At 64.6% G+C, this 16,123-nt stretch carries 14 protein-coding genes; 10 read left to right on the top strand and 4 right to left on the bottom strand.

Going from position 1 to position 16,123, the window contains the following annotated elements:
* Nucleotides 1–71 precede the first annotated feature (71 nt).
* From odhB to FOZ70_RS08925, 4 genes are all read left to right on the top strand, one after another.
* On the top strand, nt 72–1,346 hold the full coding sequence (odhB, locus tag FOZ70_RS08940) for a 2-oxoglutarate dehydrogenase complex dihydrolipoyllysine-residue succinyltransferase (protein WP_042977010.1): 1,275 nt from the start codon (nt 72–74) through the stop codon (nt 1,344–1,346).
* Nucleotides 1,347–1,427: 81 nt separating this feature from the next.
* Nucleotides 1,428–2,858 carry a dihydrolipoyl dehydrogenase gene (gene lpdA / locus FOZ70_RS08935; protein WP_124589694.1) on the top strand — a complete coding sequence of 477 codons (1,431 nt, stop codon included), beginning with the start codon at nt 1,428–1,430 and terminating at the stop codon, nt 2,856–2,858.
* Between the two features lie 98 nt (nt 2,859–2,956).
* Complete coding sequence (gene zapE / locus FOZ70_RS08930) at nt 2,957–4,054, top strand: cell division protein ZapE (RefSeq protein ID WP_027787679.1); 1,098 nt, start codon at nt 2,957–2,959, stop codon at nt 4,052–4,054.
* Between the two features lie 144 nt (nt 4,055–4,198).
* The gene (locus FOZ70_RS08925; protein ID WP_021162392.1) at nt 4,199–4,609 is read left to right on the top strand and encodes a transposase; all 411 of its coding nucleotides are present in this window, start codon (nt 4,199–4,201) and stop codon (nt 4,607–4,609) included.
* A gap of 120 nt (nt 4,610–4,729) precedes the next feature.
* Here the strand turns inward: FOZ70_RS08925 and FOZ70_RS08920 are convergent, their stop codons facing one another.
* From FOZ70_RS08920 to FOZ70_RS08905, 4 genes are all read right to left on the bottom strand, one after another.
* Nucleotides 4,730–5,191 carry a DUF2147 domain-containing protein gene (locus FOZ70_RS08920; protein WP_021162390.1) on the bottom strand — a complete coding sequence of 154 codons (462 nt, stop codon included), beginning with the start codon at nt 5,189–5,191 and terminating at the stop codon, nt 4,730–4,732.
* A gap of 166 nt (nt 5,192–5,357) precedes the next feature.
* The gene (locus tag FOZ70_RS08915) at nt 5,358–7,046 is read right to left on the bottom strand and encodes a POTRA domain-containing protein (protein ID WP_219705592.1); all 1,689 of its coding nucleotides are present in this window, start codon (nt 7,044–7,046) and stop codon (nt 5,358–5,360) included.
* Between the two features lie 144 nt (nt 7,047–7,190).
* The gene (locus FOZ70_RS08910; RefSeq protein WP_219705590.1) at nt 7,191–8,612 is read right to left on the bottom strand and encodes a collagen-like triple helix repeat-containing protein; all 1,422 of its coding nucleotides are present in this window, start codon (nt 8,610–8,612) and stop codon (nt 7,191–7,193) included.
* Nucleotides 8,613–8,652: 40 nt separating this feature from the next.
* A complete protein-coding gene (locus tag FOZ70_RS08905) occupies nt 8,653–10,401 on the bottom strand; it encodes a collagen-like triple helix repeat-containing protein (RefSeq protein ID WP_059855361.1) in 1,749 nt (582 codons plus the stop codon).
* 678 nt (nt 10,402–11,079) lie between these two features.
* Between FOZ70_RS08905 and FOZ70_RS08900 the strand changes: the two genes are divergently transcribed.
* The 6 genes from FOZ70_RS08900 (at nt 11,080) to FOZ70_RS08875 (ending at nt 16,123) form a co-directional block, all read left to right on the top strand.
* Nucleotides 11,080–11,289 carry a Flp family type IVb pilin gene (locus FOZ70_RS08900; RefSeq protein WP_060172070.1) on the top strand — a complete coding sequence of 70 codons (210 nt, stop codon included), beginning with the start codon at nt 11,080–11,082 and terminating at the stop codon, nt 11,287–11,289.
* Nucleotides 11,290–11,391: 102 nt separating this feature from the next.
* Nucleotides 11,392–11,889: a prepilin peptidase gene (locus tag FOZ70_RS08895; protein ID WP_060154893.1), complete on the top strand. Its 498-nt coding sequence runs from the start codon at nt 11,392–11,394 to the stop codon at nt 11,887–11,889.
* Nucleotides 11,889–12,392: a TadE/TadG family type IV pilus assembly protein gene (locus FOZ70_RS08890; protein WP_060062451.1), complete on the top strand. Its 504-nt coding sequence runs from the start codon at nt 11,889–11,891 to the stop codon at nt 12,390–12,392. The genes FOZ70_RS08895 and FOZ70_RS08890 overlap by 1 nt, the downstream gene beginning before the upstream one ends.
* Before the next feature lie 64 nt (nt 12,393–12,456).
* Entirely contained in the window at nt 12,457–13,392 is a 936-nt protein-coding gene (gene cpaB / locus FOZ70_RS08885; RefSeq protein WP_219705613.1) for a Flp pilus assembly protein CpaB, read from the top strand.
* Between the two features lie 64 nt (nt 13,393–13,456).
* Nucleotides 13,457–14,788: a type II and III secretion system protein family protein gene (locus FOZ70_RS08880; protein WP_060062447.1), complete on the top strand. Its 1,332-nt coding sequence runs from the start codon at nt 13,457–13,459 to the stop codon at nt 14,786–14,788.
* A gap of 60 nt (nt 14,789–14,848) precedes the next feature.
* Nucleotides 14,849–16,123, top strand: a complete 1,275-nt coding sequence (locus FOZ70_RS08875) for a fimbrial protein (protein WP_219705587.1) — start codon at nt 14,849–14,851, stop codon at nt 16,121–16,123.

The raw sequence follows: 16,123 nt of genomic DNA, 5'->3' as shown, positions 1-16,123 counted from the left end.
TGCGCGCCGCACCGGCCGAAGGAATCGCACGAACCTCGTCACACCCCAGATTAAGCATCCAGGAAAATCACATGGCTATCGTAGAAGTCAAAGTCCCCCAGCTTTCGGAGTCGGTTTCGGAAGCCACCATGCTGCAGTGGAAGAAGAAGCCGGGCGAAGCAGTCGCGCAGGACGAAATCCTGATCGAACTCGAGACCGACAAGGTCGTGCTCGAAGTGCCGGCACCGGCCGCGGGCGTGCTCGCGCAAGTGTTGCAGAACGACGGTGACACCGTCGTTGCCGATCAACTGATCGCTACGATCGATACGGAAGCGAAGGCAGGTGCAGCCGAAGCTGCTGCGGGCGCGGCCGAAGTCAAGCCGGCCGCAGCGCCTGCTGCAGCCGCACCGGCAGCACAGCCGGCTACCGCAACGGCATCGAGCTCGGCTACGGCATCGCCGGCCGCATCGAAGCTGCTGGCCGAGAAGGGCCTGTCGGCAGGCGACGTCGCAGGTTCGGGCCGCGACGGCCGTGTCACGAAGGGCGACGCGCTGGCCGCGGGCAGCGCACCGAAGGCCGCTCCGGCTGCCGCACCGGCAAAGGCCGCGGCGAAGCCGTCGCTGCCGGAAGTGAAGGTGCCGGCGTCGGCGACGACGTGGCTCAACGACCGTCCGGAACAGCGCGTGCCGATGTCGCGTCTGCGTGCGCGTATCGCCGAGCGTCTGCTCGAATCGCAGCAGACCAACGCGATCCTGACGACGTTCAACGAAGTCAACATGGCTCCGGTCATGGAGCTGCGCAACAAGTACAAGGACAAGTTCGAGAAGGAACATGGCGTGAAGCTCGGCTTCATGTCGTTCTTCGTGAAGGCCGCTGTCCACGCACTGAAGAAGTTCCCGCTCGTGAACGCGTCGATCGACGGTAACGACATCGTCTACCACGGCTACTTCGACATCGGTATCGCCGTCGGCTCGCCGCGCGGCCTGGTCGTGCCGATCCTGCGCAACGCGGATCAGCTGAGCCTCGCCGAGATCGAGAAGAAGATCGCCGAATTCGGCCAGAAGGCCAAGGACGGCAAGCTGTCGATCGAGGAAATGACGGGCGGTACGTTCTCGATCTCGAACGGCGGCGTGTTCGGCTCGATGCTGTCGACCCCGATCATCAACCCGCCGCAATCGGCCATCCTCGGCGTGCACGCGACGAAGGAGCGTCCGGTCGTTGAAAACGGCCAGATCGTGATCCGCCCGATCAACTACCTCGCGCTGTCGTACGACCACCGCATCATCGACGGCCGCGAAGCCGTGCTGTCGCTCGTCGCGATGAAGGATGCGCTGGAAGATCCGGCACGCCTGCTGCTCGACCTGTAAGCCGAGTCTCACTGCATCGACCCGTTCTGCACGTTCGCGCCCGCGCGCGAACGTGCAGGCGTACAAGTAGAAAGGATTGTCATGTCCAAGGAATTTGACGTCGTCGTGATCGGCGCCGGCCCCGGCGGCTACATCGCCGCGATTCGCGCCGCGCAGCTCGGCAAGACCGTTGCCTGTATCGAGAAGTGGAAGAACCCGGCCGGCGCGCTGAAGCTCGGCGGCACCTGCCTGAACGTCGGCTGCATCCCGTCGAAGGCGCTGCTCGCGTCGTCGGAAGAGTTCGAGAACGCGTCGCATCACCTGACCGACCACGGCATCACGGTCGACGGCGTGAAGATCGACGTCGCGAAGATGCTCGGCCGCAAGGACGCGATCGTCGAGAAGATGACGAGCGGGATCGAGTTCCTGTTCAAGAAGAACAAGATCACCTGGCTGAAGGGCCATGGCAAGTTCACCGGCAAGACCGACGCCGGCGTGCAGATCGAAGTGAGCGGCGAGGGTGAAACCGAAGTCGTCACCGCGAAGAACGTGATCATCGCGACGGGCTCGAAGGCGCGTCACCTGCCGGGCATCCCGGTCGACAACAAGATCGTGTCGGACAACGAAGGTGCGCTGACGTTCGACTCGGTGCCGAAGAAGCTCGCCGTGATCGGCGCAGGCGTGATCGGCCTCGAGCTCGGCTCGGTGTGGCGTCGCCTGGGTGCCGAAGTGACGGTGCTCGAGGCGCTGCCGGCATTCCTCGGCGCAGCCGACGAAGCGCTCGCGAAGGAAGCGGCCAAGCTGTTCAAGAAGCAGGGCCTCGACATCCATCTCGGCGTGAAGATCGGCGAAGTGAAGACGACCGCCGACGGCGTGTCGATCGCCTACACGGACAAGGACGGCAACGCGCAGACGCTCGACGCCGACCGCCTGATCGTGTCGGTCGGCCGCGTGCCGAACACCGACAACCTCGGCCTCGAGGCAATCGGCCTGAAGGCGAACGAGCGCGGCTTCATCGACGTGGACGACCACTGCCGCACGGCGGTGTCGAACGTCTACGCGATCGGTGACGTGGTGCGCGGCCCGATGCTCGCGCACAAGGCGGAAGACGAAGGCGTGCTGGTCGCGGAAGTGATCGACGGCCAGAAGCCGCACATCGACTACAACTGCATTCCGTGGGTGATCTACACGTACCCGGAAATCGCATGGGTCGGCAAGACGGAGCAGCAGCTGAAGGCGGAAGGCCGCGAGATCAAGTCGGGCAAGTTCCCGTTCTCGATCAACGGCCGCGCGCTCGGCATGAACGCGCCGGACGGTTTCGTGAAGATGATCGCGGATGCGAAGACCGACGAACTGCTCGGCGTGCACGTGATCGGCGCGAACGCGTCGGACCTGATCGCGGAAGCCGTGGTGGCGATGGAATTCAAGGCGGCGTCGGAAGACATCGCCCGCATCTGCCATCCGCACCCGTCGATGTCGGAAGTGATGCGCGAAGCGGCGCTCGCCGTCGACAAGCGCTCGCTGAACAGCTGAGCGCGGTATAGCGCCGGCCGGCCATCGGCCGGCGCAGCCGTCTCATGACGAGGGCGGGCGGGGTTTCCCGTCCGCCTTCGTTTTTTCCGGTTTGCCCGATGAACGTCACCGAATACTACACGCGCGAACTGACCACGCGCGGCTATCAGTCCGATCCCGCGCAGCGCGCGGCCGTCGATCGCCTGCAGCAATGTTTCGACGAGTGGGTCGAGTACAAGGCGCGCCGCTCGAACGCATTCAAGAAGCTCATCAATCATCCCGACCTCCCGCGCGGCGTCTACATGTGGGGCGGCGTCGGTCGCGGCAAGAGCTTCCTGATGGACAGCTTCTACGCGGTCGTGCCCGTGCAGCGCAAGACGCGCCTGCATTTCCACGAATTCATGCGCGAAGTCCACCGCGAGCTCGAGGAACTGAAAGGGCAGGCCGATCCGCTCGACGAACTCGCGCGGCGTATCGCGAAGCGCTACCGCCTGATCTGCTTCGACGAGTTCCACGTGTCGGACATTGCCGATGCGATGATCCTGTACCGTCTGCTCGACCGCCTGTTCAACAACGGCGTGCAGTTCGTGATGACGTCCAACTACGATCCCGACGACCTGTATCCGGACGGTCTGCATCGCGACCGCATGCTGCCGGCGATTGCGCTGATCAAGGACAAGCTCGACGTGCTGAACGTCGACGCGGGCGTCGATTATCGCCAGCGCACGCTCGCGCAGGTGAAGATGTATCACACGCCGCTCGGCGCGGACGCCGATCGCGAACTGCGCCATGCGTTCGGCAAGCTTGCGGCGGTACCCGATGAAAGCCCGCTCCTGCATATCGAGAAGCGTGAGCTGAAGGCGCTGCGCAAGGCGGACGGCGTCGTATGGTTCGATTTCGCGACGCTGTGCGGCGGCCCGCGTTCGCAGAACGACTATCTCGAACTCGCGAGCCGGTTCCACGCGATCGTGCTGTCCGAGGTGCCGCAGATGTCGCCGCGGATGGCGTCCGAGGCGCGCCGCTTCACGTGGCTGATCGACGTGCTGTACGACCACAAGGTCAAGCTGCTGATGTCCGCGGCGGTGCCGGCGGAGCAGCTGTACGTCGAGGGCCCGATGGCCAACGAATTCGCGCGCACGGTGTCTCGAATCGTCGAGATGCAGTCGAAGGAGTACCTCGAAACGCCGCGCCGCATCGTCGATACGTCGCTGACCTGAGGGCGATTTCCGGCAATTGACGGTATTCAAACGTCAATTCCGGTCAAATTCAGGCGATCTCGGGGTATTTTCGGACTTGTCTTATATTCATCGTTGAGGTGAGCCGATATCGTTGTGTCATGGTTACCAAGGCTGGAGATGTCCATGACACCGTATCGCGATCTGACCGACCACGAGTGGCGCCGCGTCGCGCCGCTTCTGCCCGAAATGCAGCCGCGCACCGAGTTGCGCGGCCGGCCGCTAGCCAATACCCGTGCCGTGATGAACGGCGTGCTCTGGGTCATCTACAGCGGCGCAACGTGGTCGGCGATGCCGCGCCGTTACCCTTCGTATCAGACATGCCATCGCCGCTTCAAGGTCTGGCACGAGACGGGCACGCTGATGAGCGTGATGCGTGAACTCTACGGCGACTCGGGCGTGAACCTGTGCAATGAATTGTCGGTGCGGATGCGCAAGCATACGCAATCGAAGGCGGCGGAGGCGCGCAGCGGCGTGGTACCCGTGGGTCGCACACCGGGCAGTTATGCGCCGGGTACGATGAAGCACGCAGCCTGATGTCCGCTGTTTACTGCGTTGTTTGCGCCGACGCGCGCACCAAAAGAAAACCGGCCTGACGAATTCATCGTCAGGCCGGTTTTTTTCCATTAAGCCGCGCGTTTCAGCGCGCGCCGCGCGTCATTGTTGGCGAACCCAGGTCTGCGACCGGCCGAGCAGCGATACACCGATATAACCGCGCACGACGAGTTTCTGGCCGCCGTCTTCAAGCGTCATCTTGCACTTGTACACCTTGCCGTTCTCCGGGTCGAGAATGTTGCCGCCGTCCCAGTGGTCGCCTTCCTTCTTCATCGCCTTGATGATCGTCATGCCCTTGATGAGCTGATCCTTGCGCTCGTCCGTGCAGGCGGTGCAGCGGCGATCGGGCGTATCGTTCGCGCCGAGGCCCTTGACGACCTTGCCGGTCAGCGCACCGTCGCCGTCCTCGGCGATCTGCACGAGTGCCTTCGGCTGATGGGTGTTGTCGTCGATCGTCTGCCACATGCCGATGGGGCTGTCTGCCTGTGCGAACGTGGGGGCGGCGCAAGCGAGCAGTGCGCCGGCGAAGGCGATTGCACGCAACGGGCGGGTCAGTTGAATCATTGTCGTCCTCCTTGTTTTGCATGTCGTGTTCGATTTGCCCGCACGACCGTCTGCATGGGGCGGGCATGTTGCGAGCTTCGCCAGAATACGTGAAACCGCGCGCCACGTTTGATAGAGGGGGCTCTAATCGAAACAGCCCGCATGGCGCGGGCTGTTTGGTGACCGATCAGTTGAGCTGATACGAGAATGCGGCGTTGATGCGCGGGCTGCGTGATGCGCTTTCGACTGGCGCGTCACCCACCGGCTTCGCGACGTTCAGGTCGAGGCTGTAGAAGCGGCTGTCCGTGAAACGCACACCGATGCCGACCGACGACATGCGGTTGGGCGACGGCGTGCCTGAATGCAGGTACACACGCGCCATGTCGTAGGCGATGTACGGCGTTACAGACTTCATATACGTCCAGCCCGGCGTGAAGCCACGGTTGACCTCCAGCGACATCCCCCATCCCGAGTCGCCCGACGCTTCGCCCGGCTGATAGCCGAGCGCGTAGCGCGTCGAGCCGAACGAGATCTGCTCGGACGTCGGCAGTGAGTCAGGGCTGTATTGCCCGGTCAGCGAGACTGACGTGCCGATCCGGAACGGCCATTCGTTGGTTTGCGTGAAGGTCGCGCCGGTACGGACGAAGGTCAGCGACGTCGGGTCGGCGTATGTAACCCCCACACCGTTGACCACGCCAGTCTGCGATTTCGATGCACCGAGGATGTCGAATGCCTTGGCGACATTGACGCTCAGTTTTCGTACCTGCTTCGGTTCGACGCTCGTGTAGTCGAGCTGCAACTGCATCACGCGGACCTGTGACCGGTTTTCGAGGGTATTGCCGTTGGTCTGGCTTTGGTAGTGGTCTTCGTTGTGTGCGGCATAACCCGACACGGTGCCGAGCAGGCTGCGCTGGTTGTTCAGCAGTATCGGATAGGACGCCGAAAGACCAAGCTTCTCGTTCTTGACGGTGCGTTGGACGGACGACGGCAGGCCCGGATTGTCAGTAGGCTTGCCGCGATAGGTGCTTGCATCGAGGCGCGTGATCAGGCCGCTGCTGCCGACGGGCACCGCGCCGCTGAACGCGAAGTAGGTCTGCTTGTCACGCCCTGGCGGCGCCAGTGCGGAGATGCTCAGCTGCTCGCCGAACTTCGTGAGGCCGTTTTCGGTCGCGGTGATGAGGCCCTGTACGCCCGGGTGGTTGAAATCGATACCGGTGCTGACGTTGAATGCCTTGCGGTCGACGGCAAGTTCGAGCGTCGTGGCGCCGTCGGTGGTTTGCGGCGGTGGTACGTTCGCCTTCACCGTGAGGCCGGGCAAGAGGCCGAACGTGTTCACGTAGCGCTCGAACGTTGCGCGGCGCAGCGGGCGATCGTCGGTGATATGCGCTGCGATCGCGCGAATCTTCGATTCCATTGCCCCGGGTTTGCCGGTGACCTTGACGTCCGACACATAGCCTTCGACAACCGTGATGCGCACGACGCCGTTCTCGAACGTTTGCGCGGGAACAAACGCGAACGACAGCGCGTAACCGCGTTCCTGGTAAAGCTTCGTCACGCCGTTGGCGGTTTCGATCAGATCGCCGATCGTGATGTCCTTGCCGACGAGGGGGGTGAAGCGACGCGAGATTTCCTCGAACGGTACCGACTTTACGCCTTCGACCTGGAAGGTCGTCGGTGTCAGGTGGCGCGACAGCAACTCCTGCAGTTGCGGCGCCTGGGGCGCGACCTGCACGGTTACGTTCGGGCCGGTTTTCGGCGCGTTGATCTGGGGCAGGGAGTCGAGCGGGTTACCGCCGACGCGCGTTTGTGCCTGTGCCGTGCTGGCTGCCGCGATGGCGGCGAGCAGCATCATCCATCTGTCGAGTCTGGATTTCATTGTTCTTCCTCGTAGGCCTTGCTTTTCGTCTTCTTTGTAATGCCGGCGCGCGACACCAGGGTGCCGCGCGCCGCGTGCCGCAATGCCGGTTGTGTTTGTACGGTCGCACCCTCCGCTCCGGCTGCGAAGGTGCGACCGTCCTCCTTACTTGCCAACGCTACCCAGCGTACCCAGCAACCCCGTTACCGGTGCCAGCAGGCCCGTCGAGCCGCCGCCCGACGTTGCCGTTCCCGTGACGCTGCCGACCAGCGACGTGACCGGTGCGAGCGGGCTCGCTCCCCCGGATCCCGCTGCGCCGCCAACTGCTCCGGTGACAGTATTCAGCAAACCGGTGACAGGCGCGAGAGGGTTTGCACTGCCTGCGCCACCCGTTGCGCCGCCGAGCGTGCCCGTGACCGTCGACACGAGATTCGTGACGGGGGCGAGCGGGCCGCCGCTACCGCCCGCCGCACCGCTCAGTGCGCCGGTAACGGTGGAGACGAGGCCCGTGACGGGCGCGAGCGGGCTGCTGCCCGAACCGCCGGTCGCGCCGCCGAGTGCACCCGTGAGCGAGCCGAGCGGCGTCGAGCCGAGACCCGACAGCAGGCCGCCGAGCGGATTCGTCGAGCCGGAACCCGACGACGTGCCGTTCTGCACGGTCGCCGTCGAGCCGCCGACGAGGCTCGTGATCAGGCCGGGGATCGGCGCCGCGCCGTTCGGGCCGTTCGGGTTGACGAGGCCGCCCGCGTTGGTCACGGTGTTGCCGACCGCCGTCACGAGCTGACCGACGTCGCCGACGAGCGGCTGGCTCGACGTGCCGCCAACCTGCTTGCCGGCCGAGCTGATCGCGCCGCCGACCTGGCCGAGCAGACCCGAGACGGGTTGGCCGAGGCCGGTCGTCGTGCCGACCTGTTGCGTGACCTGGCCCGCGGTGATCACGAGCGGCGTGATCGCCGAGCTGAGCGGCTGCGTCACTTGCTGCACGGCGCCCGACGACAGCGTCGAGCCGATCGTCGTGCCGGCAGCCGTCAAGCCATTGGCCACCGTGTCGAGCACGGTGCCGACCGGGGTCGTGACGGGCGCGAGCGGCGCGAGTTGCCCCGTGCCGAGCGCCTTGACCGTGGAGCTCAGGCCGGACACCGTGTTGCTCGTCGCGCCGACCACGTTGCCGAGGCCCGCGACGGTCGTGCCGACCGGATCCTTGGTCGTACCGATCTGTCCCAGCCCGTTGCTCACGGCATCGGCAGCTGCGCCGACGATCGTGCCCGTGCTGGAGAGCGTGCTGCCGACGCCCTTCGTCACATCGTCGCCGAGGCCGGGCACGGTGATGTTGCCGACCGTGCTGCCGAGGTCGGTGGCCGTCTGGCCAACCGTGCTGACGACGCCCTTGGTGCCGGTGGACGTGCCGCTGGTGCCGCTCGTGCTCGGTGTACCGCTCGTGCTGCTGGGGTTGTTGTTGCTGCTGGTCGGCGGCGAACTCACGCCGCCGCCGCCGCAGGCGGCCAGCAGGCAGGCTGCGGCGAAGGCCGTGAGGGGCACGCGCCACTGGTGCAGGGCGGCTGTCGTGAGAGAACGTTGCTGGGACATGATTGACTCCTCGCTGTCTTGTCGATTGATGGATGTTGGTTTACTTGCCGTGCGTGCCACCGAGCAGGCCGCCGATCAGCGACGTGACTGGTGCGAGCGGATTCGACGCCGAGCCCGAGTTCGTGACGGCGCCCGTGCCGCCGGTCAATGCCGGGGCGCCGACCGCGCTCGTTACCGTGGACACGACGTTCGTCACCGGGGCGAGCGGGCTGCTGCCGCCTGCGCCGCCTGTTGCGCCGCCGAGGGCGCCCGTCACGGTACCGAGCAGACCCGTGACCGGTGCGAGCGGGCCGCCGCTGCCGCCTGCTGCGCCGCCGAGTGCGCCCGTGACCGTCGAGACGAGGCCGGTGACCGGCGCGAGCGGGCCGCCGCTGCCGCCTGCTGCGCCACCGAGTGCGCCCGTGACCGTCGAGACGAGGCCGGTGACCGGTGCGAGCGGGCCGCCGCTGCCGCCTGCTGCGCCGCCGAGCGCGCCCGTGACTGTCGAGACGAGACCCGTGACCGGTGCCAGCGGGCCGCTGCCGCCGCCTGCTGCGCCGCCGAGTGCGCCCGTGACCGTCGAGACGAGACCGGTGACCGGTGCGAGCGGGCCGCTGCCGCCGCCTGCTGCGCCGCCGAGTGCGCCCGTGACCGTCGAGACGAGACCGGTGACCGGTGCGAGCGGGCCGCTGCCGCCACCCGTTGCGCCGCCGAGTGCGCCGGTGACCGTCGAGACGAGGCCGGTGAGCGGCGCGAGCGGGTTGGTTACGCCGCCGGTGCCGCCCGTGAGCAGGCCGCCGACGGCCTTCACGGTGTTGCCCGTCGACGAGACCGTGTTGCCAAGACCGGTCGTGACGGGGTTGCCGCCCGTCGACGCGAGCAGGGCGCCGGCCTGGTTCAGGCCGTTGCCGACCGTGCCGAGCAGCGTGTTGACGGGCGCGCCGAGGCCGGTTGCCGTGCCGATCGTCTGGGTCGTCTGGCCGACCATCGTCGTGATCGGCGTGATGGCCGAGCTGACCGTCTGCGTGACCTGCTGGATCGGGCCGGTCGACAGTGCGTTGGTGAGGGTATTGCCGCCGTTCGAGACGGCACCGCCGAGCGTCGACACGAGGCCGCCGACGGCGCCCGTGACCGGTGCGAGCGGCGAGAGCGGGCCGCTGCCGAGGCTCGAGACCAGGGTCCCCGTTTGCGTGACCGCGCTGCCGAGCTGGTTGACCACGCCACCCGTGCTGGCGAGCGTGGTGCCGACCGGGTCCTTCGTCGCGCCGAGCTGGCCGAGACCGTTGCCGAGGCCATTGCCGAGTGCAGTCACTGCGCCGCCGACGCTTTGCACGATGCCGCCCGCGGCTTGTGTGGTGGCCGGGTTGACGCCCGGCAGCGTCTGGCTGCCGATGACGGAACCGAGGCCCGAGACGGTTCCGCCGACACCCGTCAAGATGTTGCTGCTGCTTGCGAGGACAGTTCCCACTGGGTTCGACGACACACCCGACGTGCCGGACGTACCGGACGTGCCGCTCGTGCCCGACGTACCGCTGGTACCGGAGGTCCCGCTTGTGCCGGACGTACCGCTGGTACCCGAGGTGCCGCTGGTGCCGCTCGTACCCGAAGTTCCGCTCGTGCCCGACGAGCCCGAAGTTCCGCTCGTGCCGGACGTGGAGATCGTATCGCCGCCGCCCGAGCTCGAGCCGCCGCCAAGACCCTGGCTGATGGAACCCGAGCCGCCGCACGCGGAGAGGGAAAGCATGGCTGCAACGGTGGCCGCGATCAGAGTCGTCCGGAACACGCCATGAGGGATAACCTTAATGTCCATTTTGTCCTCGCATTAACATGTGTTGTGAACTGCGTTGTGTTGAGTGGTGCGAGGACTACTCTGCAACTGTCGTGCCATTTCGATGCCAGACGGTTCGGCAACAGGTTTTAAACGAGGCAATTCCTTGTCGGAAAAGGAAGTTATGGGAATTGAAAGATTGTTGAATCTGTTTAAGTGCAGACGAATGAGAACGATTTCGATCGTTTCGTAACGTAACGTCACAACATTGGCGTTACGCGTGCAACGTAACGTGGGAGGCCGAGCAGGCTTGGTGGACGAGGCAACTGTTTTACAGATGGATTAGGTGTGCACATCTAACCTATCGTAAATCCTATGTGTAAGTCGTACCGAAACGCCGTACAAATACGTTGTGCTCCTGGTCATTTTTTTCGATCCAAGTCGTTAAAAGAGGTTGGAACTTAAATAGGATCGGATATAGAATCCGAAGCAGATGTAAGGAAATGTACGGTTCGGTACACAACGTTCGAGGAGGGTTGCTATCGCGAATGTTAACTTGCATCAAATGGTGAGCCATGCCCCTCGGGGCAATCTATAAAGAAAGTGCACCTGGTTGTCGTTACAGCAGATGTGGCGAACAGCGCGGGGCAACCGGCCAGATATGCGGGGATGTATACGTATAAAAGGCCAACGAACGTAAATACAGGCACGAGGAATAAAATGAAAGCACTCATCAAGCGCTTCCTTAAGGAAGAAGACGGGGTTACCGCGATCGAGTATGGTCTGATTGCGGGGCTGATTGCTGTTGCAATCATTGCGGGCGCCTCATCGGTGGGAACCAATCTCAGCAGCACCTTCTCGAAAATCGGAACCTGCGTCTCGACGCCGAGCGCCACATGCTGGTCGGCGGCGGCTGCCGCTTCTAGCTGATAGGAAAAAACTGCCGGTTCCGAATATCGTCTGGCGGCTTTGCAGCGGGCGGATTATTGGCGTAACTCGCCCGCTGTCCTGGTCGCGGTAGATAGCGACGTGATGGCTCGTCTTTTCTTCATCGGGGTATTCCTGGGCTGGGCTGCGTTCGTCGCGTCTAGCGATATCCGCTTTCGGCGAATTCGAAACGCGCTTGTCGTCGCGGGGTTGGTCGGTGCCTTGGTGGCTGCGGCCCTCGATCGCAATCCATTCGGAATATCGCTCACCCAATCTCTGGTCGGTGCGGCTGTGGGGCTGCTTTGTTTTATTCCCTTGTTCGCATTGCGTGTGATGGGTGCAGCCGACGTCAAGGTTTTTGCCGTTCTGGGTGCATGGTGCGGTGCGCCGGCGCTGTTGTGGCTTTGGATCGTCGCGAGCCTCGCCGCAGCCCTCCACGCGCTCTGGGTGATGCTTCTGTCGCGGACGTCGGTCTTCGCGCTGTACAAACGCGCGACACCCACGATGACGCTCGGTGGCCGCCGAGCGACGCCATACGCGGCGTTTCTTGTGATACCCGCGGCTGCGTGGCTTCTGCATCTTGTGTATGTGAGGGGAATGTGATGGCTCGGGGGACGCAAGCGCGCCAGCCGTCCGCATGGCGGCGGCAACGGGGAGTGGCGGCGGTCGAGTTCGCTGTCGTGTTTCCTTTGTTCTTCCTGATCTTCTACGCGATCGTCACGTTCGGGATGGTTTTCATCATCCAGCAAAGCCTGACATTCGCGGCATCCGAAGGTGCGCGTGCCGCGTTGAATTACACGTCTGCGCCGTGTGACCGGCTGCAGGTCAATGCGCGGAACGCCGTTGCGCAAGCATTGGCCGGCACGCCTTGGTCGAACAATGTCAGTTTCGCCGCGCAGGTCTCCACGTCGGTGCCAACACCCACATCGACGCCCGGCGTGACCTGCGGCACGACATTTACGTCGACGTCCACGTCGGCCTTCAACGTGATGGTGACGATGACCTATTCATATGCGGCGAATCCGCTGATTCCGTGGATATTCCTGTTCAATGCGCCGCAGTTGCAAAGTAGCGCGACCGTACAGGTTCAGCCCAGCATGCTTTGAAACTGAAAGTAGTCCCCCGATCGTTGCACGCTCCAGAACCCGATTCCGGCATTCCCATATCAACATGGCCAACAATCTGACAAAAATCATCGCGGGGTTGCTGATTGCGATCGCTGTTCTTCTCGGCATCTACGCGTGGTTGCTCGGGCGCAGTCCCTCGGGCCCCGTCCCTGTACAACAGACCGTCGCTGCTAACCCGGTGCCGGTGGTCGTTGCGACGCGCGTGCTGCCGGTCGGTCAGCCGATTCCCGCCGATGCATTGAAGATTCAGTCGGCCGCACCGGTGCCAACAGGTGCGTTTGCTGATCCGGCGGTACTGGTGGGCCGCGTTCCGGCGAGGGACATCCCGGCGTCGGCGCCGGTCGTGGCGGACGCATTGGTGTCGGGGCTCGCCGAGGATGTTCAGCCGGGCGAACGGGCGATTGCGGTTCGCGTCGACGAGACCAACGCGGTCGGCAACCGTCTGCGACCCGGCAACTTCGTCGACATATTCGTGAACCTGAAGCGTGAAGCCGGCGGCGGGATGCTCGACGGCGAAGTTTCGCAGACGCAGGCGAGGCTCCTGATGTCGAAGGTTCGCGTACTGTCGTTCGGAGATGCGACTGCGGAGCGCGACAGCGGCAGCAACACGAACGGTAATAACGGCCAGCCGAGCAACACGCGCATCGCGGTACTCGCGGTGCCGACCGCGCAGGTCGATGCACTGACACTCGGCGAGGCGAGCGGGCGGCTGACGCTCGCGCTGCGCAATCCGCGCGACGACGAGCTTGCGATGCAGACGGTGGCGGTGCGCACCGACAACAAGCTGTCGCCGTCGGCACTTGCCGCGGCAGGCGTGTCGCTGCAACAACTGTCCGGCACGCCGAGGATCGCAGCGGCCAGCACGAACATACCGCCGCTGCCGTCGCGCCTGCCGCCGGTGGCGCGGCCAGGCGGCAACGGTGGCGGGGGCGGCATCGAGGTGATCCGGGGCGGCCGGTCGGAAACGGTTGCATATTGAACAACATCGATGGCCATCGATATCAGCGACGACAAGTAAAGGCCGTGCGACGGTCCAACAAACAATGAAAAACACACTGATTGCATTCGCGATTGCTCTCTGGGCCCTGACATTCGCTTCCTTTGCAAGCGCGAGCGGCACGATCGAGCTGGCGGTCGGGGCGCAGCGGCAGATTTCCGCCGGCCGCGCGCTGCAGCGGGTCGCCGTCGGCGATCCGGCGATCGCCGATGTGCTGATCATGAAGGGCAGTCGGTCCGGTTCGGTGCTGCTGACTGCGAAAGCGCCGGGGGTGACGAACGTGATGTTGTGGGAGCGCGGTAAAGACGAGCCGACGGTCTGGAGCGTCGAAGTCGTCGACGCGGCTGCGCAAGCGGTACTCGACGGTTCGACACCGCAGGTGAAAGCGTATGGCGGGACGTCGGTGCTGCGGGGAACGTCGGCATCGCTCGATGCGCACGAGCGGGCCACGGCGGTTGCCAAAAACATGAGCCCCAAGGGGGCGGTGATCGATCGCTCGACGCTGGCCGGCAAGAACGTCGTGCAGGTCGACGTGAGGGTGGTGGAATTCAGCCGCTCGGTGCTCAAGCAAGTAGGCTTCAACTTCTTTAAGCAGAGCAACGGCTTTTCGTTCGGCTCGTTCTCGCCGGGTGGTGTGCAATCGTATAACGGCGGGTCTGGGCCGGGCACGGGTGGGTATATTCCGACGCTCGGCGCACCGGTTGCCTCTGCGTTCAATCTGGTTGTGAATGCTGCGGGGCGTGGCATCTTCGCCGACCTGTCGTTGCTTGAGGCGAACAACATGGCGCGCGTGCTCGCCGAGCCGACGCTCGTCGCGCTGTCCGGCCAGAGCGCCAGCTTTCTCGCAGGTGGCGAGATTCCGGTGCCGTCGCCGCAGGGACTCGGATCGACCGCGATCCAGTGGAAGCAATATGGCGTCGGGCTGTCGCTTACCCCGACGGTGCTGGGTCCGAACCGGATCGCGCTGAAAGTCGCACCGGAATCGAGTCAGCTCGATTTCGTGAACAGCGTGACGATCAGCGGCGTTGCCGTGCCGGGTATCACGACGCGCCGCGCCGATACAACGGTTGAACTCGGCGATGGCGAGAGCTTCGTGATCGGCGGTCTGATCGACCGCCAGACGATGTCGAACGTGAACAAGGTACCGCTGCTCGGCGACCTGCCGATCATCGGCACGTTCTTCAAGAACCTGAACTACCAGCAGAACGACAAGGAGTTGCTGATCATCGTGACCCCGCATCTCGTCGCACCGATTGCGAAGGGGGCGGTACTGCCGGCGACACCCGGCGAGTTGTCCGAGCAACGTGACGGGCCGGTCTGGCGATCTTATCTGGGCGGCGCGGTGTCGCCTGATGCCGCCCCGGGTTTCTCGAAATGAATGTGAAGCATTGCGCGTTGCGGCACATCGCCACGCCTTGCGTAATCGGGGGTGTTCGACATGAATGCACGAACTCAATCATTGTGTGAACCCGCCGTGACCGACTACTTCGTTTGCGCATCGACAAAAGAAGCGCATGTGCGCTGGCTGGCCGATACGCTGGTGTCGGCCGGAGCGGTCGAGGCTGCGTCGCTGGAGCCGGGTGGGCTTGCGCAACGCATCACGGGACTCAATCCGGCGCTGGTGTTCATCGATTTCTCCGAACGCAGCGACCTGGCGAGCGTTGCCGCCGCCACGGTACGCGCTGCGTGTCCTGGGTTGCCGATCGTTGCGCTCGGCTCGCTTGCTCAGCCGGAGAGCACGCTGGCCGCGCTGCGTGCGGGCGTGCGCGATTTCATCGACGTATCGGCCCCGGCCGAGGATGCACTGCGGACGACGCGTGGTTTGCTGTCTCACGTCAGCGAGCCGACGAGCCGCCACGGGAAGGTCGTCGCGCTGCTCGGGGCGCGTGCCGGCATGGGCGTCAGCACGCTTGCCGCGAATCTCGCGGTCTGGCTGCAGAAGCGGGCGCTCGGCCCGGGTGCGGCGGGCAGTCCGGACGGCGGCGCGCCGGCCGGCCGCCAAACCGCGCTGATCGATCTGGGGTTGCCGGCCGGTGACGGCGCGCTGTTCCTGAACACGCGCTGCGAATTCCATTTCATCGACGCCGTGCAGAACCTGCGCCGCATCGATCGCACGTTTGTGAACACCGCGCTCACGCGGCACCAGAGTGGCGTTGCACTGACGACTTTGCCGCCGGATCTCGGTGCATTGCGTGACGTGTCTTATGCGTCATGCATCGGCTTGCTGAACAGGTTTCGCGCGTTTTTCGACCAGCAGGTCGTCGACCTCGGCGGGTTCTCGAATCGCGAGTTCGTCACGCAGATCGCCGCATCGGCCGACGAGGCATGGCTTGTCTGCGATCAGGGTGTCGCATCGATCGTGTCGGCAGCCGATTTGCTCACCGGGCTGCGTGATGCGGGCGTCGATACCGACCGTGTCAAGCTCGTGGTCAATCAGTACGATCCCGCGCTGGACCTGATGCCCGGGCAGATCGCCGAGCGTCTCGGCTTGTCGCTGGTCGGCACCTTGCCCGCGCGTCGCGTCGCGATCGGCCATGCCGCGAACCAGGGACGGCTCATCGTCGATGCAGCAGAGCGCGATCCTTATGTGCGTGCACTCGAAACCCTCGCCGCGCGGCTGCCCGGTGTATCGGGCATGGCGGGCGCGTCGCGCGCCGCGCCGGGCTTGTCCGCGCTCAAGCGTTTCATTCAACCCTCGTCCAGGCGGTCGTAA

The sequence above is a fragment of the Burkholderia sp. COPS genome, assembly GCF_019425585.1.
GTDB lineage: Bacteria > Pseudomonadota > Gammaproteobacteria > Burkholderiales > Burkholderiaceae > Burkholderia > Burkholderia cepacia.
This window is presented reverse-complemented; position numbering and strand designations above follow the sequence as displayed.